Source organism: Armatimonadota bacterium (assembly GCA_028871815.1).
Classification (GTDB): Bacteria; Armatimonadota; Chthonomonadetes; order Chthonomonadales; family Chthonomonadaceae; genus REEB205.
In genome coordinates this window covers 1-18,895 of the sequence record JAGWMJ010000016.1, presented here as the reverse complement: position 1 = coordinate 18,895, position 18,895 = coordinate 1, and the positions used below count along the sequence as shown (strand labels likewise).

General features: G+C 63.1%; 19 protein-coding genes. 10 read left to right on the top strand and 9 right to left on the bottom strand.

Annotation, left to right across the window (positions count from 1 at the left end; translation table 11 throughout):
* Positions 1-137: 137 nt before the first annotated feature.
* Entirely contained in the window at positions 138-338 is a 201-nt protein-coding gene (locus KGJ62_14845) for a hypothetical protein (protein ID MDE2127857.1), read from the top strand.
* Between the two features lie 118 nt (positions 339-456).
* On the opposite strand, the gene KGJ62_14840 is transcribed toward KGJ62_14845, so the two are convergent.
* The 6 genes from KGJ62_14840 to ilvD form a co-directional block, all read right to left on the bottom strand.
* Positions 457-1,401: a cation transporter gene (locus tag KGJ62_14840; GenBank protein MDE2127856.1), complete on the bottom strand. Its 945-nt coding sequence runs from the start codon at positions 1,399-1,401 to the stop codon at positions 457-459.
* A gap of 423 nt (positions 1,402-1,824) precedes the next feature.
* Complete coding sequence (gene ruvC / locus KGJ62_14835) at positions 1,825-2,313, bottom strand: crossover junction endodeoxyribonuclease RuvC (GenBank protein MDE2127855.1); 489 nt, start codon at positions 2,311-2,313, stop codon at positions 1,825-1,827.
* An 8-nt stretch (positions 2,314-2,321) separates the two neighbouring features.
* Positions 2,322-3,206 carry an ABC transporter permease gene (locus KGJ62_14830; GenBank protein MDE2127854.1) on the bottom strand — a complete coding sequence of 295 codons (885 nt, stop codon included), beginning with the start codon at positions 3,204-3,206 and terminating at the stop codon, positions 2,322-2,324.
* Positions 3,193-4,302: an ABC transporter permease gene (locus KGJ62_14825; protein ID MDE2127853.1), complete on the bottom strand. Its 1,110-nt coding sequence runs from the start codon at positions 4,300-4,302 to the stop codon at positions 3,193-3,195. The genes KGJ62_14830 and KGJ62_14825 overlap by 14 nt, the downstream gene beginning before the upstream one ends.
* A gap of 4 nt (positions 4,303-4,306) precedes the next feature.
* Positions 4,307-5,887, bottom strand: coding sequence for an ABC transporter ATP-binding protein (locus tag KGJ62_14820; protein ID MDE2127852.1), 1,581 nt, complete (start codon positions 5,885-5,887; stop codon positions 4,307-4,309).
* Positions 5,887-7,497 (bottom strand): dihydroxy-acid dehydratase, encoded by a 1,611-nt coding sequence (gene ilvD, locus KGJ62_14815; GenBank protein ID MDE2127851.1) that lies wholly within the window; start codon positions 7,495-7,497, stop codon positions 5,887-5,889. The genes KGJ62_14820 and ilvD overlap by 1 nt, the downstream gene beginning before the upstream one ends.
* Before the next feature lie 212 nt (positions 7,498-7,709).
* Between ilvD and purE the strand changes: the two genes are divergently transcribed.
* From purE to KGJ62_14800, 3 genes are all read left to right on the top strand, one after another.
* A complete protein-coding gene (gene purE, locus KGJ62_14810; GenBank protein ID MDE2127850.1) occupies positions 7,710-8,210 on the top strand; it encodes a 5-(carboxyamino)imidazole ribonucleotide mutase in 501 nt (166 codons plus the stop codon).
* Positions 8,207-9,316, top strand: a complete 1,110-nt coding sequence (locus KGJ62_14805) for a 5-(carboxyamino)imidazole ribonucleotide synthase (protein ID MDE2127849.1) — start codon at positions 8,207-8,209, stop codon at positions 9,314-9,316. The genes purE and KGJ62_14805 overlap by 4 nt, the downstream gene beginning before the upstream one ends.
* Before the next feature lie 80 nt (positions 9,317-9,396).
* Entirely contained in the window at positions 9,397-10,173 is a 777-nt protein-coding gene (locus KGJ62_14800; protein MDE2127848.1) for a hypothetical protein, read from the top strand.
* On the opposite strand, the gene KGJ62_14795 is transcribed toward KGJ62_14800, so the two are convergent.
* Positions 10,170-11,093 (bottom strand): sugar phosphate isomerase/epimerase, encoded by a 924-nt coding sequence (locus KGJ62_14795; protein MDE2127847.1) that lies wholly within the window; start codon positions 11,091-11,093, stop codon positions 10,170-10,172. The genes KGJ62_14800 and KGJ62_14795 overlap by 4 nt on opposite strands.
* Before the next feature lie 294 nt (positions 11,094-11,387).
* Between KGJ62_14795 and KGJ62_14790 the strand changes: the two genes are divergently transcribed.
* Positions 11,388-13,331 carry a hypothetical protein gene (locus KGJ62_14790; protein ID MDE2127846.1) on the top strand — a complete coding sequence of 648 codons (1,944 nt, stop codon included), beginning with the start codon at positions 11,388-11,390 and terminating at the stop codon, positions 13,329-13,331.
* On the opposite strand, the gene KGJ62_14785 is transcribed toward KGJ62_14790, so the two are convergent.
* Positions 13,328-13,732, bottom strand: coding sequence for a CoA-binding protein (locus KGJ62_14785; protein ID MDE2127845.1), 405 nt, complete (start codon positions 13,730-13,732; stop codon positions 13,328-13,330). The genes KGJ62_14790 and KGJ62_14785 overlap by 4 nt on opposite strands.
* Before the next feature lie 399 nt (positions 13,733-14,131).
* On the opposite strand from KGJ62_14785, the gene KGJ62_14780 reads away from it, so the two are divergent.
* Positions 14,132-14,734: an adenylate kinase gene (locus tag KGJ62_14780; GenBank protein ID MDE2127844.1), complete on the top strand. Its 603-nt coding sequence runs from the start codon at positions 14,132-14,134 to the stop codon at positions 14,732-14,734.
* On the opposite strand, the gene KGJ62_14775 is transcribed toward KGJ62_14780, so the two are convergent.
* Positions 14,731-15,516: a GNAT family N-acetyltransferase gene (locus KGJ62_14775; protein MDE2127843.1), complete on the bottom strand. Its 786-nt coding sequence runs from the start codon at positions 15,514-15,516 to the stop codon at positions 14,731-14,733. The genes KGJ62_14780 and KGJ62_14775 overlap by 4 nt on opposite strands.
* 36 nt (positions 15,517-15,552) lie before the next feature.
* Between KGJ62_14775 and KGJ62_14770 the strand changes: the two genes are divergently transcribed.
* The 4 genes from KGJ62_14770 to KGJ62_14755 form a co-directional block, all read left to right on the top strand.
* Positions 15,553-16,854 (top strand): alpha-L-fucosidase, encoded by a 1,302-nt coding sequence (locus KGJ62_14770; protein ID MDE2127842.1) that lies wholly within the window; start codon positions 15,553-15,555, stop codon positions 16,852-16,854.
* Positions 16,855-17,427: 573 nt separating this feature from the next.
* A complete protein-coding gene (locus tag KGJ62_14765; GenBank protein MDE2127841.1) occupies positions 17,428-18,213 on the top strand; it encodes a hypothetical protein in 786 nt (261 codons plus the stop codon).
* Complete coding sequence (locus tag KGJ62_14760) at positions 18,177-18,542, top strand: hypothetical protein (protein ID MDE2127840.1); 366 nt, start codon at positions 18,177-18,179, stop codon at positions 18,540-18,542. Before KGJ62_14765 ends, KGJ62_14760 begins: the two co-directional genes overlap by 37 nt.
* Before the next feature lie 35 nt (positions 18,543-18,577).
* Positions 18,578-18,895: hypothetical protein (locus tag KGJ62_14755; protein ID MDE2127839.1), on the top strand; the 318-nt coding region annotated here is incomplete at its 3' end.

Below are 18,895 nucleotides of genomic sequence, written 5' to 3'. Positions count from 1 at the left end.
CGTGTACTTGAATCCAGGGCCACGAGGCAAGCTCGGAGTACTGCAACATTTCAGGGGGCCGCAACCTATTTAGGGTATGGGAAGCTGGCCGTCACTCAGTCGGCACAGCAGCCCAAAGCCTGGGAGAAGGAGAGGGTATGGAACGAGCAACTCGGCTCACAAGTCCAACACCGGCACCGCCGTCGCCAGCCGAAAGCGGCCCGGTAGCGGTTCCAAGCGAGGACATTGTCCAGCATCGCGTGCGCGCTGAGCATGTCATGCGCGAGGTCGTGGACAAGAATCTGAAAGGCATCGATCAATCGCGGCGCTCGATCGGACGACAGGCCCCCGGCGAGTAACCAGAGGTCGCGCGCGGCGCTCGGTGGCTGACAGATGGGTTGGATGTGGTGTGCGGCCGGACCGCTGAGCGGGCCGGCCGCACATGCCGGTCCGGCTGCAGCCCACTACTGCAGCGGCTCACGCCGAATGGCCGCAGCGCGCGTCTGCGCCTTGCGGCTCTATCGCACAATAGAGGCCCCCGTCATCACTGACCTGGCATACTCCCTCCACCTCGGTCTGAATGGTTGCGTGGCCGATGTTGAACTGATCTGCCAACTTGAGTGACAGATCCGCTACCACAGCAGCGCATGTCTGCACATCGGAGTCATACGGCATCACCACGTGGCAGCTCAGGCACCGGACACCATCGCCAACCGTCCAGATGTGGAGATCGTGGACGCCCGAAACGTGCGGAGCAGCGCGAATCGTTCCGACCAGGGCGTCAACATCCACGTCTTGCGGAGTGCTCTCCATAAGAATGCCCGTGGCTTCCACCACGATTCCCCACGCCGAAGCGGCAATCAGCACGCCGATGAAGATCGACGCGACCGCGTCCGCCGCCGCCCAGTTCGTCCACCGCAGCAAAACGCCCGCTGCAATGAGCGCCAGGCTGGAGCATGCGTCACCCGCCGCATGGAGCCAGGCCGCGCGTGAGTTGAGGCTGTGGCGTGCATCACCAGCCAGCGCTATGGTAATACCACTGTTAAGCAGGAGCGCGGCGGCAGCAACGCCGATCATAAGCCCCGAGTTGGCCGCTTGTGGATGAACCAGGCGTGACCAGGCTTCGAATCCGATTGCTACCGCGATTACAAGCAGGATCGTTGCGTTTGCCAGCGCCGTCAGGATGGCGACACGGTGGAAGCCGAAAGTGTGGCGCGCCGTGGCGGGACGGCGCGCTACCGAGACGGCCCATGCCGCAAGTCCGAGGGCCAGAGCGTCACTCAGGTTATGGCCTGCGTCGGAGATCAGACCGAGCGAATGCGCGAATCCACCCGCGGCTGCTTCGGCTGCGGCAAACACCAGCGTAGCGCCCAACGCCAGCCAAAGCTTTCGGCCTGCGGCTGGTCCATGCAAGTGCGGCATTCAGAAACTCCGCGGAGGTTTCGTCCGGTACGACGCCGCTTCGGCGGCCGTAAGCCTGCATCCGGTCGCCAGTGTACCGCCAAAGCGGACCCGGGAACAGCAGGCTGCGACGCCTTGCACAAAAGCTGACCCGGAACTCAAAGGCGTTTGCAGGATTGTGCCGAAACCCGAGGCAGCAGCCGCAGATCACGAACGCGGGTTGACTTAAGCCCAGAATGGGACCGACGAAGCCTTTGCGAGATATCACAGGCGTTCGCTCCGCCATTGGCCAGGGCCACACCCACCGGCGAAAAGCAGTCAGCGGCCAATCCGGCCATGTGTCGTAAGGATCCTATTGGTCCGACAGCGCAGGCATGCAGGTTGCGCTCGCAACACTGCCAACCGAGAGGGCCGCAACGGAGACGGAGTGCTCAAACCGGACCGTCAGTCCGCGGCGGCGCCCATCCGGAGGCTGTTGGCATGGCAGATGGCGATCGCCAGCGCGTCGGCGGCGTCATCCGGCTTAGGCGCGGCTTTCAGGTTGAGCAGCCGCGCCACCATGTACTGCACCTGCTTCTTATCGGCCGCGCCGTAACCGACCACGGCCATCTTCACTTCGTTTGGCCGGTACTCGCTCCAGGCGAGGCCGCATTTGGCGGCCGCGAGCAGCACCACACCAATAGCTCCGCCAACTTGAAACGCCGTATTGACGTTGTTGCTGAAGAACAGCCGTTCCGTGGCAAGTACATCCGGTGAATGCTCTGAGATCAACTCCAGCACGCGATCGTGGATGGCGGCGAGCCGGTCGGGCATCGGTGAAACGGCCGACGTGCGAATCACACCGCTGCAGATATGCACAAGGTTTCCGCCCTCGCGCTGGATGACAGCATAGCCCGTGGTGGCCGTGCCCGGATCGATACCGAGGATGCGCATCGGTATGCTCACAGCCCGGTCTCACCGGCCCCAAGCGCACGCGGCGGCTGCGCCCGCCCAATCACACTCACCAGCGCCAGAATCGTCATGGCGTACGGAACACTATCGAGCAGATAGGGGCTGGTCCAGTTGATACCCAGCCACACCAGATGCGTCCCGGCAATCTGCAGCTGCGTTTGCAGCGCGTAGAAAAACCCAAAGAAGAGCGCCGCGGCCGCAGCGCCGACCGGCTTCCACTTTCCGAAAATGACGGCGGCAAGCGCCACATAGCCTTTACCGGCAGACATTCCGCTGGAAAACGTGTGCGCGTCTGCCATGGAGAGATACGCGCCGGCGAAGGCGGCCAGAACACCGGAGATGGTTACCGCCGCAAGTCGCACCCGAAGTGTTGAGACGCCAGCCATAGCCGTGGCCATTGGATCTTCTCCCGCGGCGCGCAGTCGCAAACCGAAGCGAGTGGCATGCAGCATAACCATCACAAGAGGCGGGAGTACCAGGGCCACGACGATCCACGGAGTAACCGCGAGGCCAGCCACCCGCATGCCCTCCGGGAACAAGACCAGCGCCAGGAATCGAGTGCTGCCGGCGGCCAGCAGGTTGATGCCCAGGCCGCTGACCACATGATCCATGCGCATGATCTGTGTGAGATACGCATGCAGCAGGCCGATCGCGGCGCCCGTCGCGACTACCGCGGCGAGGCCCACCAGCCACGAAGCCTGGCCCGCCCACGCGCCGGCAAACGCTCCGGCGAGCATGAGGCCCTCCAGAGCAATGTTCACCACACCGGCGCGTTCGCACAGTACACCGGCGACCGCAGCGATGGCAAGCGGCGCAGCGCCGGTGATCGATGCGGCGACCAGTGCGCGCAGCGCCCCGCTGCTAACCAGAAGCATGAAGTGATCCTGGTGTTTCGGCCGGCACACGGCGCGCCGGGCGCAAACCGCCTCCAGGCCGTACAGCTACCATCAGAATGACTGCAGCCTGCACCACGGTAGCCACGGCATCCGGCACGCCGACTTGCAGTTGCATGACGGCCGCGCCGTTAGCGAGAGCGCCGAAGAAGAGAGAGCTAACGATCACACCAGGCGCTACAATCCCGCCGAGCAGCGCCACCGAGATGCCATCGAAGCCAAAGTTACCGGCAATACCCTCCACGTAGCGATGCTGAACGCCGAGCACTGCCAGGGCGCCGGCCACACCCGCAAGGGCGCCTGAAATCGCCATCGCCCATGTTGTGGCGCCTGCTATCGAGATTCCGGATGCCTCGGCTGCGCGCGGATTGGCGCCAACAGCGCGGATGGCAAAGCCGAGCGACGTGCGCTGCAGCAGCCAGCCGGAGCCGGCTGCCAACAGCAGCGCCAGAATCAGGCCGGCATTCAGGTTGCTGCCGGTTACCCAGGCGTGCAGGTGCGCAGCGGCTCCTATGCCTGGCGTCTGCGTGGCCATGCTATGTGGGTCACGAAGCGGTCCGCTAGCGATATAGGTGCAGATATTGATCGCGATAAAGTTCAGCATGATTGTGGAGAGCACCTCGTGCACGCCCCGCCATGCCTTGAGTAGAGCCGCTACCGCTGCCAGTGCCGCGCCGGCCGACGCCCCTGCGAGCAGAGCCAGGCAAACCCACGGCGCGCCCCAACCGCTCCGCGGCGCCGCCAATCCGGCAATGCCGGCCGCAAGAGCTCCTAGCGCCATCTGCCCCTGACCGCCGATATTGAACAAGCCGGCACGGAATGCCACAGCCACGGCCATGCCGCAAAGTAGGAGCGGAACAGCCTGCGCCAGAGATTGTGCGGCGTTGTAGAGGTTGAATGAGGGTGCACCAGCGTTGTGAAAGCGCAACCCGCTCGCGCCGGAAAACAGCCACTGGAAGGCATGAAGCGCATTGAACCCGGCTGCCTGCATGATAATGGCTGCCAACAGCAGACCCACACCTACGCTCACCAGCGCCTGCCGCCATGAGATTCGGTTCGATATCAGGCCGGTAAGCATCGCGCTAGCGCACCATGCCGGCGCGTTGACTTGCGCCCGGTGCCTCAGTCCCGCCGGTCATGAGTGTGCCGACGCGCTCAGGAGTTGCGGCCTCGCCTTCCAGCAAGCCGGCAATGCTGCCGTCATACAGCACGGCAACTCGCGCTGCGGCCGCCAGCGTTTCGTCGATTGGCGGCGAAACCAGCAGCACCGCTGCGCCGCGGTCCGCGCACTGCTCAAGGCGTCGCATCAAGGCGGCCGTAGAGCGATAATCCAGTCCACGCTCCGGCCGCCCGGCGATCAGCAGGCTTGGTTTCGCCTCCATGGCGCGCGCAACCATGAGCTTCTGTTGGTTGCCACCGGAAAGTGCCCGTACATGCGTGGTATCGGGCGGCATAGCTCCTTGCACCGCGTAATCCTCGACCACCTGCTGCGCGTGCTCTCGCGTCCGCTTTCTGTCCAGGATGGCGCCACCTCCCCACGCGGGATCACGCTCGTGCCCCATCAGAAGATTCTCGCTCACCGACAGATCCAACGCCAGACCTTCGCGGTGACGGTCTTCCGGTATCCACGCGAGTCCCATTTGCCGGCGGTGATGAATAGAAAGCCTGCGGCAATCGACGCCGTTCAGGAGTATTCGGCCGGCACACGGCGGCCGCAGCCCCACGATGGCCTCAACCAACTCGCGCTCTCCGCTGCCCTGAATCCCGGCAAGCGCCACAATCTCGCCTGCGCGCGCCTCCAAGGATACGTCACGAATCGCCAACTCACCGCGATCGCCGCGAACGCTCACGCCATCCAGATACAGCACCGGTCCAGCGTTGGTGGGTTGGGGACCGGCGTCGCGGTATGGCGCCTCGATGTGCTGCGATCCCACCATGGCAGCCAGCAGTTGGCTCGTGTCGGTGCCGGCGACCGCTCCAGCAAAGACCACCCCACCGGCGCGCATGACCGTTACTGCATCGCACCACTCCATCACTTCCGGCAGCTTGTGCGTCACCAGGATGATGGTCGCGCCCGCCTGCTGCAGGCCGGCCAGCGCTGTGAAAAGTGTCCGAGCCTGTTCCGGCGTCAGTGCCGCGGTCGGCTCATCCAACAGCAGGATCCCGGCGCCGCGATAGAGCGCTTTTAGCACCTCAAGCATCTGGCGCGCCGCAACATCCATCCGTTCGACGGGCACGTCCAGGCGAACCGCGTGCAGGCCCAGCTTAAGCCGCAAACCCTCCAGCTCGGTGCGCGCTTGCCGGCGGTTCAGCAGGCCCAGCCGTGAGCGCTCGACCCCCAGCATTCCGTTTTCCAGGCCGGTGAGGCCAGGTACCAGCGCAAAGTGCTGACTGACGAGCGCAATACCGGCACGGATCGCGTCTGCAGGATGCCAGTGGCGCAAATCAAGCGGACGCTCAGCCAGTTCCAGCGTTCCCGAGTCCGGCTGGATGAGACCATACAGCACGCCAAGGAGCGTCGACTTGCCGGCGCCGTTTTCGCCGATGATGCCGTGGAACGAGCCCCTGGCGACCGTGAGGGTCACGTCTCGGTTCGCCGTTATGCTGCCAAACCGTTTCGTAATTCCGCGCAGCCGCAGCGCGGTTGCCCGCTCCTCACCCATCAGAAGGTCACGGCGCCGTCGGACGCGGATCGGACGGTGCGGGCATAACGCGCAAGTACGCCGCGTGTTTCGCGGATATCCGGCTTCCGCCACTCTCTCCGCCGCTGCTGCAGTTCGGCATCCTTCAGGGCAACGGAAAGTGTGCGGGCATCGCCGTCAATCGTAATTACGTCGCCATCACGCAGCAGCGCTATCGGACCGCCTACCCATGCTTCCGGGGCAACATGCCCCACCATCAACCCGTGGGTCGCGCCGGAGAATCGCCCGTCCGTGATCAGACCCACAGTGTCGCCGAGGCCCTGGCCCACCAGCGCTGCGGTAACCGCCAGCATCTCACGCATACCGGGCCCACCAACCGGTCCCTCACCACGAATCACCACTACGTCGCCCGCGCGGATGCTGCGACTCCGAACCGCTGCAAAACACTCCTCTTCCGAATCGAACACGCGAGCCGGGCCCGTCATCCTCCGGACCTGGAGGCCCGCCAGCTTCGCCACGGCGCCCTCTGGAGCCAGATTTCCCTTCAGTATGGCGATATGGCCGGATGGGTGAACCGGCGCCTCCAGCGGCCGCACAACCGATTGTGTGCGGCTGTAGACCGATGGCGTCCATTTGAGGTTCTCCGCCAGGGTTTTGCCGGTAACCGTTATACAATCGCCGTGAAGCATTCCCGCATCCAGGAGCGCCCGAAGAACGGCCGGTACGCCACCGGCACGATGAAGGTTGTACATGACGTACCGGCCAGCGGGCTTGAGATCGGCGAGGTGCGGCGTCTTCAGGCTGACGCGTTCAAAATCCTCTTGCGTCCAGTGTACGTCGGCCTCGCGTGCGATGGCGGTAAGATGCAGCACAGCGTTGGTTGAACCCCCGAGCGCCAGCACCACAGTCCAGGCATTCTCGAGCGATTTCCGCGTGACGATGTCGCGAGGCTTGATTCCACTCTTGATCAGCCCCACCAGCGCCTTTCCGGCAAGGAAGCTCTCGCGCTCCTTGGCCGCCGAAACGGCAGGAAAGCTGGCGTCCGCAGGCAGCGACATGCCCATCGCCTCAATCGCCGAGCTCATGGTATTGGCGGTGTACATTCCGCCGCAGGCGCCGGCGCCGGGGCATGCCTCACACTCCACCTCATGCACCTGCGCATCCGTCGCAGTTCCGGCCTGGTGCCGGCCGACCGCCTCGAAAATCGACGCGATGTCGATATCGCCGTCCGGTCCGTCGCCTGGCAGAATCGAGCCTCCGTAGACAAAAACCGAAGGGATGTTGAGCCGAACCATAGCCATCAGACATCCCGGCATGTTTTTGTCGCAGCCGCCAACAGCCAGCAGCCCATCGGAGTTCATACCGCCGGCAACAATCTCAAGCGAATCGGCAATGACCTCGCGTGAGACCAGGCTGTATCGCATGCCCTTGTGGCCCATCATAATGCCGTCAGAGGCGGTCGGTGCGCCAAATGTCTGCGGCACGCCCCCAGCCGCGCGTATACCTTCAGCCGCTTTGCGAGCTAACCGATCGAGATGCGCATTACATGGGGTGATATCGCTGTGCAGGTTTGCCAGGGCGATCATTGGGCGGTCAAAGTCGTCATCCAGAAAGCCCACAGCTCGAAGCATTGCGCGGTTCGGCGCACGTTCTATTCCCCAGGTCGTTTGGCGGTGCAGCGGTTCGGAGTCGGTCACGGGTTCTCCCTCATACCGGGATCGCGACGCCCGGGGACGCCGATCCGGCCCTATGCTATACTTCTGCTGCGTACAGGCGCTTAAAGTATAGACGCTGGCGCGCGCAAGGCACCCGGCGACGCCGGCAGCCGTGGGGATGCATGATCTTGAGTTCAAACCCGCTGGTTGGCGTGATTATGGGTTCGCGTTCGGATTGGGACACGATGCTCCACACGGTTGAGGTGCTGGAGGCACTTGGTATTCCATTTGAGCAGCGGGTTGTTTCGGCGCACCGAACTCCGGATCTTCTGCTCGAATACGCCGCAACCGCGGCCGATCGCGGTCTGCGGGCCATTATCGCCGGCGCCGGCGGTGCGGCGCACCTGCCTGGCATGACAGCGGCCAAAACCGCCCTCCCGGTTCTTGGCGTACCGGTGGAATCGAAGGCATTGCGGGGCATGGACTCGCTGCTCTCGATCGTCCAGATGCCGGCTGGAATTCCCGTGGCCACATTCGCCATCGGCCGTGCCGGCGCCGTGAACGCGGCTCTATTTGCCGCATCGCTGCTCGCGCATGAGTTTCCCGAAGTAGCCTCCGCGCTTGCGCGATATCGCGCCGACCAGACTGCAGCGGTGCTATCCGCGCCGGACCCGGCCTCTGCTGCATGAAAATCGGCATACTGGGGGCCGGACAGCTTGGCCGGATGCTTGCGCTTGCGGGGCTGCCGCTGGGCATGGAGTTTCGATTCTTCGACCCGGAGCCCCAGGCTACGGCAGGCAAATTGGCGCCGCTGGTTTCAGCCGACTGGCGCGACCGTGATGCCTTGCATCGATTCGCGGAGGGAGTTGACGCCGTTACCCTGGAGTTTGAGAACGTGCCGGTTGAGACCGCGCTTCTGCTTGCGGAAGCCACACCGGTCTATCCGCCGCCTGCCGCTCTGGCCGTGGCGCAGGACAGGTTGAACGAGAAGAGGCTGTTTCAGCAGTGCGGTATTCCGACGCCGCAGTTTGCCCCTGCCAATTCTCTGGCGGAACTGAAGGAGGCATTGGAGATAACCGGACTGCCCGCGGTGGCAAAAACCCGCCGCTTGGGCTACGACGGCAAGGGCCAGATGGTATTGCGCGATATGAGCCAGGCCGAGGCGTGCTGGGCCGAGCTTGGCGGGCAGCCGCTGGTTATTGAGCAGTTTGTTCCTTTTCTGCGGGAGCTCTCGCAGGTTGTCGCGCGTGGCCACGATGGCTCGATCGCAGACTGGTCGATCACCCGCAACGTACACCGGGAGGGCATGCTGCGCTTGAGTGAAGCGGGACCGGAGACTGCCGCCGGCACGACCTCGGATACCGCGCGTGAATATGCATCTCGGCTGGCCGTGCACCTTGAATATCGCGGCGTACTGGCACTGGAGATGTTTCAAACGGAGCAGGGGCTGATGGCGAACGAGATCGCGCCGCGTGTCCATAACAGCGGGCACTGGACACAGGATGGAGCCGAAACGTGCCAATTTGAGAATCACCTTCGCGCGGTGGCTGGTTGGCCAATGGGAGACTGCAGCCGGCGAAGCTTCAGCGCGATGGTAAACCTGATCGGCGCTGTACCCGCACCGCAGGATGTGCTCCGATGTGCCGGAGCGCACCTCCATCTTTACGGTAAAAGCGCGCGTCCCGGGCGAAAGCTGGGGCATATTAATGTAACTGCGGAGAGCGCCGTGGCGCTGAGGGACCGCCTGCGACCGATTGCCCGAATCACCCCATGCCCGGATTTTGATGCGCGTTAGCGGTAACCATTCTGCAGGGGATGCGACGTACAGTGCGGTGGGCCGCGAAACGGATACGACACGTTGAGGGAAAGAAGACGATGATGAAGTGGAAAGTGGTTGCGGTATTGACGGTGCTGGCGGTTTTAACGCCGCAACTCGTGGTTGCTCAGGCACCAACCGCCGGCTTATCGGCTGCGCAGAGGCTGGGTGGCGCGCTGGTTGACCCAACCCACAGCAACGCATGGTTGTTGCTGAACCGTACCGACGTTCAGCGCGAACTGGCGATAACCGACCAACAGCGCCAGGAGGAGCGAGCGCTGGTGCAGGCGACGCAGTCGGACCTGCATAACCGGATGATGAACTACTTCAAGTCGTTCCGCAGCAACGGTCAGACCACCTACTCTCCGGAGGTACGCCGCCAGCAGATGGCCGAACGGCGCAAACAGATGCGCGATATGATCGTCAACTGGCAGAGCGATGTTGCAAAACGGACTCAGGGCTTGTTGACGCCGGAGCAGAACAAGCGCTTGACTCAACTCGATTTGCAGTGGCGCGGACCGCTGGCGATGGCGAGCGAGGACGTGGCTTCTGAACTGGCGCTGGATGCCCAGCAGCGCCTTGCCGTTGCAAAGCTGCTGGCAACCTACCAGCGCGCGCAGCAGAAGGCGTTTCAGGCGGCGCAGAATCAGGAAGCGCCTTCCGCACCGCCGTCCGGTACTGCGCAGGCCCGGCAGAGCGGTGGTCGGCAGGCTGCCGTACAGCAGATATTCGCGGCCCGCGCGGCCGGGAATACCGGTGCGCTGCAGCTCCTGACGCCGGCACAGCGCAAAAAGTGGGACAGTATGGTCGGACGGAAGTTCGACTTTGCGGATTAAGCCGGCGGCCTACCCGTAGCAGCTTGGCGCAGGCGCGGCGGTAATTTGACCTGGGCAATAATCCGATCCACGCGCGCGCTCACGTCGCGCAGGTAGGCTTCGTCACCGCCAGGCAATTCGGTATTCATAAAGCCCGTGAAGCCTGTCTCAGCAAACGCCTGCCCCACCGCGGACCAGTTGACATCACCCTCCCACAGCGGCACAAACTGGTAGTCGCTGCGCTTGAAGTCCTTCAGGTGGACCTTGCGGATCCGCTTGCCCAGCGTACGAATCCAGTCTTCGGGCCAACCGAAGATCACTACGTTGCCCACGTCGAAGTACGACTGAATCAGTGGGTGGCGAAACTGATCGATGTAGTGCGTGTACTCGATCGGGCTCAGCAGGAAGTGGTTCCATACCTCCTCAATAAGGATCATCACGTTAAGTTTTTCGGCGGTATCAAGCAACCTGCGCACATTGGGAATCGAGCGGCGCCAGGCATCCACATACCGCACGCTATCGGTCACCAATGCCGGCACCAGGAGGATGTCGTCGGCCCCCACCCAAGCTGCAGTGTGCATCGCAGCCATCGCGTTCTTCAGGCCTAGCTGCACCACAGCAGCGTCCGGGCTTGAGAGTGGCGCATCCCAGCCACCGTATATGACCGACTGAATCCGTATTCCAGCAGCCGCGGCGGCCGACCGCATGCTTTCGCACTCAGCCCTGTCGCCTACCGGCGGTATCTCCACACCCGCGAACCCCAGTGTATGCGCCAGCTGGAATCGGTCCGTGACCGGCAGCGACGCAGGGAGCATCGTCCACATCACCGATTTCTGTGGTTTAGGCTTCGCGGATGCGTCGGACGCAAGGCCGCTGGTGACCGCGGCTGCGGCTCCGGCGGCAGAGGTTACAAGCTGGCGACGGCTGATTAACCTGGTCAAAGCGACCTCCGATCGGCACAACCGGGTCGGGCCGGTTTTCCAGCGGCGCATGCGCCCGAACGGACACTGCGACCCTGTTGCAGCCGGCGCCGCCAGCCTATAATGCAACCGTTTTGGGCAACTCTCCTTCCCAATACAGCGGGCGATGTGGGCAGTGCGCCTGCGTCGCCCGTTTGCTCGATCGTGTCACAACCGGCGCTCCGTGGTCGGTTGCAGCCTTGGCCGCCGTGTGTTACAATTGCGGCGGCTGTTTTCCTCCGCAGCTTGGGTCCGAGGCGAGGACCGGGGATCTGTATGTTGGCAAAAGCATGGGTCCGTTTCACGGTAAAGCACAGCTGGTTGTTCTGCGCGCTGCTGGCCGTTTGGAGTGCAGGGTCCGCCCGCTGCCAAACCGTTGCGAGCGATGGCGCGGTAGGTATTAATGCCCAGTGGGAGTTGGGTAAGAGCAGTACCTGGTGGATTGAAGAGCAGCGTATCGGCGCCGATTTCATAACCGCAGGGGTTGCCCAGGAAAACCCCAATCTGATCAAAGAGGGCGTGGTGATTTTCCATTGGGGATTCGCCCACCAATCGACCAACGGCAGCTTTCCTGGCACCGCCGGTGGCGTACTGGGCCCGATGTACCACAGCACGTCGCTGTTCGTGGAGGCCGTCGCACGTGCTGCGATCGCCCTGAGCGGCTACCATCCGGTAAGTTACACGCTGCCCGCCGGAACTTACAGCACCGACCTGACTTACTGGGCGCTGCACCTCACGCGCGCCTGCAACTGGCTGCTTCGAAGTACCGTACAGCCGAACGGCATCCTGTACGACAAGCCGTTCACGCACCGTCGCTGGCTTTTGGCGGCAGCGCTCGGCGAGAGCGGAGTATTCACGGGAAACGCCACATTCTCGGCTGCCGCCATACCGTACGCGGAGGATGGCCTCACGCTTCAGCTTGGCCCGGGCTGGCGGGCGTCGCTTCTGCCAGCATCAAACGGCGTTGTGCCTCCCGCCGTATTGGTTGCACCGGGAGCAAACCCGCCGGCGAACGCCACATCCACATTCAGCGCCGTAGGAGTCAATCCGGAAGCAAGCGGCTACGACGTCAGCTACCAGGCGGTGGGGCTCTTCTACGCGGCCGCCTTTTATACCGTATGCTCACGCGCCTCGCTGAAGCCCGAGATTGCCGGCATGCTGGAGCACGGCCTGGATTGGGAGCGCAGCCGTACGTCTACCGGAGGACTGGTCAACATCGTTGGCAGCACGCGCGTTGGTATTGAGAAGGAGCACGATGGCAGTTTGAAACCGATGGCCTATGCCACGGCCGAACAGGCTTATGCGTTGGCAGGCGAAGAGACTGGACTGGCCCGATTTGCGGTTGTTGACGAGAGGATGATCACACGCAACCGCGCGGCAAGTGCGTATAACCCGGCAGTCGATGGTGCTATGGCTGGAAACATCATCTGGGAACAGGGCAAAGCGAGTTCGTGGTCCATCGCGTTCCAGAAGCATGGCATCGAGTGGATCGAGGCCGGCATCGCCGATGAGAATCGCACCTACCTGGATAAAGGCATGCTGGCCTTTCGTTGGGCGTGGTCCCACCAGGCCACGGATGGCTCTTTCGCCGGTACATCCAGCCCGTGGTACTCCACCGCCGAGTTTGTGGAAGCTATTGCGCATGCCGCGCTGCTGCTCCAGAACTTCCACCCGGTAACGTTTACACCAACGCCCGGCTACTATGCCGGCTGGGCAGCGGAGTTAGCGAAGCATGCCCATCTGGCAACAGACTGGATGACGGAGCCGGCTATTGAGAACGCGGCATGGATCAACGACGCCCCCTACACCGACCGGCGCTTTCTGGTGGGCGCCGCGTATCAGCAGACGGCCGATGCCAGCGGCGACTCCACGCTGAACGGCCCGGCGGCGATGTTCGTGAAGGATGGCATTGCGCGTCAGTGGGCCAACGGCGTCTGGCCGGAGTCCGGTGCCGGTGACCCGGTGATTCAGATGCAGACGGCCGCGTATGTGGAGGATTTTCTCGTCGCTTCTGCAGACAGCGCTATCAACACGAAGACCGACCAGTCGCTCGCTCTGGCGATGAAGTGGGAGTACCCGCAGATGGACATCTACGGCACTCTCAAAGGCGTGTCACAGCCTCCGTATCGGCTTTTACTCGGCAGTTGGCAGGGCGCCGCGGCACAAACAGGCTCGGCGCTCGATGACGTGGTGGCGGCGAGAATCACCGCCTGGCACTAGACGGCTGCGCGTTTCAAGGCGAGCATGATGCATGGGCCCCCAGCCACAACCTGCATCGAGAACGCCTGCGCATAGTGCAAGGCCGCTAGCGAATCCGAACCGGGCTGCATCCATACGTACGGGATTCCGAGCCTGCCGGCGTCGATGAGCAGGCTCTGCGTTACCTCGGGCTGCGTCACGGTTACAAGACAATCAACCGGTCCCGGCAGCGTATCGAGCGACGGATAGCAGCTATCTCCATCGATGGTTTCGGCGTTGGGATTGACGGCGTACACCGTTCGCCCAGCCGCCTTCAGCACGGTATAGACACTGTGGCCAGGCTTGTCCGGATCTCGCGACGCCCCAGCCACCGCGAACCGTCGCTGCGCCAGAACCTGCTCCATCACATCTCGCATTGACACCGTGGTAAACTCCCTCGCCGCGCGGCTCCAGCCGCGGGCCACGCGCGATTGTAGCGGTATCTACGGACAGCGGTCAAGGAGCCGATGCGGCCCACCGGAAACCTGAGGGCGCCCCAAACAGTTTGCCGGCTTTCCTGAGAGATCACAACGGCGCGGACGGGCGCTCCGGACGGACGGCGGATTGCGCAGGATGTGGTGCGGAGGGAAAACGGCCAGGCGCGCGGGCAGATTCTCATCTCGCACAACATTCCGGGATGCCGCGTTGCAGAAGCACGCACACAACGGAAGGGAGGACCGCTGACGGAATGGAGCCCATTGCAAATATGGCAGGCTGCCGGGCCCGTCAGTGGCAGCACACGATTTCCAAGCTCCGCGAAAGTCGGATTCTCGCATGAGGCGATGAATGAGCGAACGTCAGATCCGTACGCCTCGCATCACGGGAGGTCCGTCCTGGAGCGCGTGACCATCATCGGCAGTTCGGGCAGCGGCAAAACCACGCTGGCGCTGACGTTGAGCCGGCTGACCGGCGCCGTATACCTGGATACAGACGCATTCCATTGGCTGCCGGATTGGCAGGAGCGGCCCCGAGATGAGTACCGCGCCCTGGTAGCTGAAGGCATCGCCGGGCCACACTGGGTTACCGACGGCAACTACAGCTCGATGCGTGAACACGTTTGGAACCGATCCGACACGATCATCTGGCTGGATTATGCAATGCCGGTGGTGCTGGCGCGCCTCACGCAGCGCACCTGGCGGCGGCTTGTGTTCCGCGAGCCATGCTGTAACGGCAACACGGAAACCGTGCGAAACCTTTTGTCTCGTGATTCGCTCTACCTGTGGGTGCTGCGCACACATTACGCCCGCAAGCAACGCTACCGTGATCTGCTCACCGACGCGGAAGCTTCCGGTAAGCGTGTGCTTCTATTCCGAAATCCGGCACAAACCAGACGGTGGCTGAACGAGGTGCGCGCGTTATGCGCAGCGGAGGGATCGCCGTGCTAAGCCGGTCCTATGTGCCGGTGCATCGGCCTCACGGCCCAAACTGAGAAGCCGAGCCCAGCGTAGAGCTGTTCGGCCGGGCTGCCGCCCTCCGCCATTAACCATGTGACCCGGCTGCCGGCAAGCTCGGGGTCTTCGCAGGCACGTCGCACCATTGCCCGAGCGATGCCCTTTCTGCGGCACTCCGGCAGCACGGCAACCGACTCGATCCGCGCCCAACCATCGTGGTCAATGCGCAGACAGGCGCCCGCCGGGCTGCCATTCCATAACGCCAGGTAGTAAACTGCTAGAGGCAGTGACGCCTCCTGCTCGGCCACGAATGCCGCCCACGGAGCTGGATCAGGATCGCCGGACCCGGCCGCTGCCACGTGATACCAATCGCGCATGCCGGGCTGCCCCGCTCGCAGAACCCGAATCTCGCAATCTGCGTGGCACGCAGGCGCGACGGCCGGAAGAGCCGCTAAGCCCATGAGCACCATCCGCCCCGTCACAGGCATCACTCCCCGTGAGCGAAGTGCAGCGCCAACACCTTGCTCTTCGGCAACCGGATCCACGTCTACCACCACCCTGCGGCCGAACGAAGAGAAGCAGCGGCAAATCTCGGCTGCGGCGTGGTGCGCCGACCCATCGACCGTCCGCGGACGAAAGGCGCGGTTCGCGTCCCCGCAATTCGGTAGCCGACCGTCGAACAGATAGTGGGCTTCCGGCCGGTCCAGGCTTGTTTGACACCAGCCAAAGCAGGTTGCCTCACTCTGGAAGACGCGCGGCCAATCAGCGGCATTCAAATCTGATCGGCCCGGCAGGAACCGCAGCACTCCACCATGCTCTTACTCTCTACTCTTTCCATCCTTTTAACCATGATTCCACCAAAGACCATCGCCCGGCCCACGCGGCCACAACTTGCCTGGCAGCGCATGGAGATGGGTATGTTCATTCATTTCGCTCCCAACACATGGCGCAATCTCGAGGGGGATGACCTGCAGGAACCTTTAGCCGACATCAATCCGGCCGGCCTGGATACCGACCAGTGGTGCCGGGCAGCGCGAGGGTTCGGCGCCAAATACGTGGTGTTTGTAGCCAAGCACATCGGCGGATTCTGCATGTGGCAGACGCATACCACCGACTATGGTATCCGCGAAACACCGTGGCGAAATGGACACGGCGACGTGATGGCCGACCTGGCCGCCTCCTGCGCGAAGTACCACCTGAAGCTCGGCTTTTATCTGAGTCCGCGTGACGACCACTTCGGCGCCGGCATAGGGGGCATTTGCAAAGACCCCGCGCGTCAGGCCGCATACACGCGGATCTACCGGGAGCAACTGAAGGAGTTGTTGACGCGTTATGGGCCAATTTGCGAGGTCTGGTTCGATGGCAACCTCAAGCTTCCAGTGGACGACATTCTGCGGCAGTATGCGCCGAATGCCGTATTCTTTCAAGGCCCGTTAGCGTCGATCCGGTGGATCGGCAACGAAGATGGGCTGGCGCCCTACCCCACATGGAACACCGTCGCTCCGGATAAAGCCGCAACGGGCGCAGCAACCGGCGCCGATGGCGACCCGGATGGCGCGACATGGCTTCCCGCCGAGGTGGATGTCTCGATCCGCCGGCCGTACTGGTTCTGGAGTACCACCAACGCTCAGAACCGACTGTCCACCGGGCAGCTCGTAGATATCTACCAACGTTCCGTTGGCCACGGCTGCAATCTGCTTCTGAACGTGCCTCCGAACACCGACGGACGGATTGATGCCGGCGACTTCGCAGCGCTGCAGGCGTTCGGCGCCGCGCTGCGCACTCTGTACGGCAAGCCTGTGGCGACCGCACGCGGGAGGGGGATGCTGCTCACGGTGCACCTTGCCCGGCCAGTCCGCATCGGCCGGCTGGTTCTGAAGGAGCGGATCGCCAATGGAGCGCGCGTGCGGGCATTTACCATCGAAGGTCAAACGCCGGCTGGTTGGCGGCAGGTGGCGGAGGGAACCGCCATCGGCAGCAAGCTCATCCTCAATTGCCCGCCCGTCGCCGTTACGAGCGTACGCTTGATAATCACCAGAGCCGAGGGCGTTCCTGAGATCGCCAGGATGGCCGTGTATGCGGAAGATGAGGCTGCGGGCAACAGCTCACCATAAAGAGCGCGGGCCGCGTACATGTGGCGCCGGCCAGGGCATGGCCGGTTGCGCCGCATCGGGCATCTGCTGCCACAAATACGGCTCCGGCTTCCGCAAGGCCGGAATGTCTGGCCCCACGGCTGGCAGCTCCACCGGCCAGCCGTCCCTAGGGCACACCGAGCTTCACTCGTTCGGCTCGTATCGACTACGCTGCGCGCGAACTTCTGAAATGCGCTGCCGCCAGTATCTACCGTTGAATTGACCGCGTTAGGCGCGACGTGCATCTCTTCAAGCGCTTCCCAATCCCCGTTCGAACGCAGTTCACCCGCGAAGCGCCGTTGCGTCCTCCTGCATCGCTGCGGACCCCAGCGCGACAGCAAGTCGACTACATAGGTCATACCTTGTCTCTATTGCTTGTGTCATTGGCGGGCCCCGTGTGCCTGCCGCGAGCCAGAGTTATCAGGCGACACAGGTAGGAGGCAGCCTAGCTGCACGGACACCGCAGCCACCGGGCCCGCGGGACACGCCGATTGTCAGAGACGCGCCTCCAGCGGGCCGGCGCGACATGTGATAGAATGGTTCTGGGCGGCACGAATGGAAATCGGCTTATCCGGACCGGCCGTGCCGCAGTTGTTTAGCCCAGTCACGAATATCCCCTCGCCGACACCCACGGAAACATTCAGCATCCCCGGCGACCTGACCGGAAACGACGGCATACCGCCGGACACCGAAGGCGCTGTCGGCAAGAGTTACATCGTTACCGGTCTGAACTATCTCGTCGTCGTAACCGACCGCGCCGGTAAGCTGATCAGTGATCCCGATCTGAATTCGTTCTGGCACGGGGTCACCGGACTGATTTTCAACTTTGTGACGGACCCTCACTTTCTGTACGATCCGTATACCGACCGGTATATCGCCGCGGCAATAGCGAACACAGACACCACGGCTCACCAGGCGAATGCGATGGTGCTTATCGCGGTGACGCAGAGTGACGATCCCACGCAGTTCTGGAACGGATGGGCCTACCGTGACGACCCCAGCGGAGGCGTCTGGTACGACTACCCGAGCACAGGCTTCAATGCCTCGTGGGTCGGCATTGGGCTAAACGTCACTCCGGTCGGAGGTGAGACCTTTACCAATTCGCTGGCGAATGCTCCCACCCAGGCCGGCGTCCAGTGGTGCCAACTTTCGACGACTGGCACGGTACAGCAGACCGGCATTCTGCAGGACCCCAACGGCGCCATCTCCTACGGCACCGGCAGTATCGCGGCAAACGCCAAAAATGAAAGGGGGTCCTCTTCTCCATCACCACCGCCAGCCCTGTCGCCTATACGCCGCTTCACATGTTCGCTGGCTACCTGGGTCCGAACAACCCGCTGAGCGACGGCGATAAACCGCTTGCCAGCCTGCTGGACGTGAGTGGCACGCTATACGGCGAGACCTACCAGGGCGGAGGTTATGACCTTGGCATGGTCTATTCATTCGACCTCTCGAATACTCTCTACACCCGCATGCATTCGTTCTCCGGGTTCAACGCGAACAACCCGGGTGCCAGCGACGGCTCGTCACCTTACGCCACGCTGGTGGAGGATTCCAACGGCCCGCTGTTTGGGACGACGGCCGCCGGAGGCGGCTACGCCAACGGCCTGGTCTACTCCATCACAAATACCGGTTCAACGATCAACTATCTCTACTCGTTCTCGTACTGACGCAGCGCCGTCCGCCTGCGCAAAGGGGGTTTCTCGTGCAATATCCACGGTTTGGTTCCGGGACTCGCTCGCGATTCGGCACGCTCATGCTGGCGTCGGTCGCGGCCATTGGCGCCGTTTGCGGCTGCGGCGGTAACGGCGTAAACGGCGCGCCGCCGTCGAGCGCGGCGGTAAGCTCGACGCCACGCTCCGCTGCCGGCCTGATTTTCACCGCTTCGGCGGACCACGCCGTCTATGCCGGAACGGCCCGGATCACGCTGACCTATTCGATAACCAATCCGGGCGGTATTGAGCCGACGGTATCCACGGGCGGTTGGTTCTTTGCCGACGCGACCGATGCATCTCAAACCGTG

Coding starts and splice junctions, on each gene's coding strand:
- KGJ62_14790 (MDE2127846.1), top strand. CDS start 11,388: ATGTTGGCAAAAGCATGGGTCCGTTTCACGGTAAAGCACAGCTGGTTG.
- KGJ62_14780 (MDE2127844.1), top strand. CDS start 14,132: ATGAATGAGCGAACGTCAGATCCGTACGCCTCGCATCACGGGAGGTCC.
- KGJ62_14800 (MDE2127848.1), top strand. CDS start 9,397: ATGATGAAGTGGAAAGTGGTTGCGGTATTGACGGTGCTGGCGGTTTTA.
- KGJ62_14770 (MDE2127842.1), top strand. CDS start 15,553: ATGCTCTTACTCTCTACTCTTTCCATCCTTTTAACCATGATTCCACCA.
- KGJ62_14830 (MDE2127854.1), bottom strand. CDS start 3,206: ATGCTTCTGGTTAGCAGCGGGGCGCTGCGCGCACTGGTCGCCGCATCG.
- ilvD (MDE2127851.1), bottom strand. CDS start 7,497: ATGCTTCGAGCTGTGGGCTTTCTGGATGACGACTTTGACCGCCCAATG.
- KGJ62_14760 (MDE2127840.1), top strand. CDS start 18,177: ATGTTCGCTGGCTACCTGGGTCCGAACAACCCGCTGAGCGACGGCGAT.
- ruvC (MDE2127855.1), bottom strand. CDS start 2,313: ATGCGCATCCTCGGTATCGATCCGGGCACGGCCACCACGGGCTATGCT.
- KGJ62_14845 (MDE2127857.1), top strand. CDS start 138: ATGGAACGAGCAACTCGGCTCACAAGTCCAACACCGGCACCGCCGTCG.
- KGJ62_14825 (MDE2127853.1), bottom strand. CDS start 4,302: ATGCTTACCGGCCTGATATCGAACCGAATCTCATGGCGGCAGGCGCTG.
- KGJ62_14765 (MDE2127841.1), top strand. CDS start 17,428: ATGGAAATCGGCTTATCCGGACCGGCCGTGCCGCAGTTGTTTAGCCCA.
- KGJ62_14805 (MDE2127849.1), top strand. CDS start 8,207: ATGAAAATCGGCATACTGGGGGCCGGACAGCTTGGCCGGATGCTTGCG.
- KGJ62_14840 (MDE2127856.1), bottom strand. CDS start 1,401: ATGCCGCACTTGCATGGACCAGCCGCAGGCCGAAAGCTTTGGCTGGCG.
- KGJ62_14820 (MDE2127852.1), bottom strand. CDS start 5,887: ATGGGTGAGGAGCGGGCAACCGCGCTGCGGCTGCGCGGAATTACGAAA.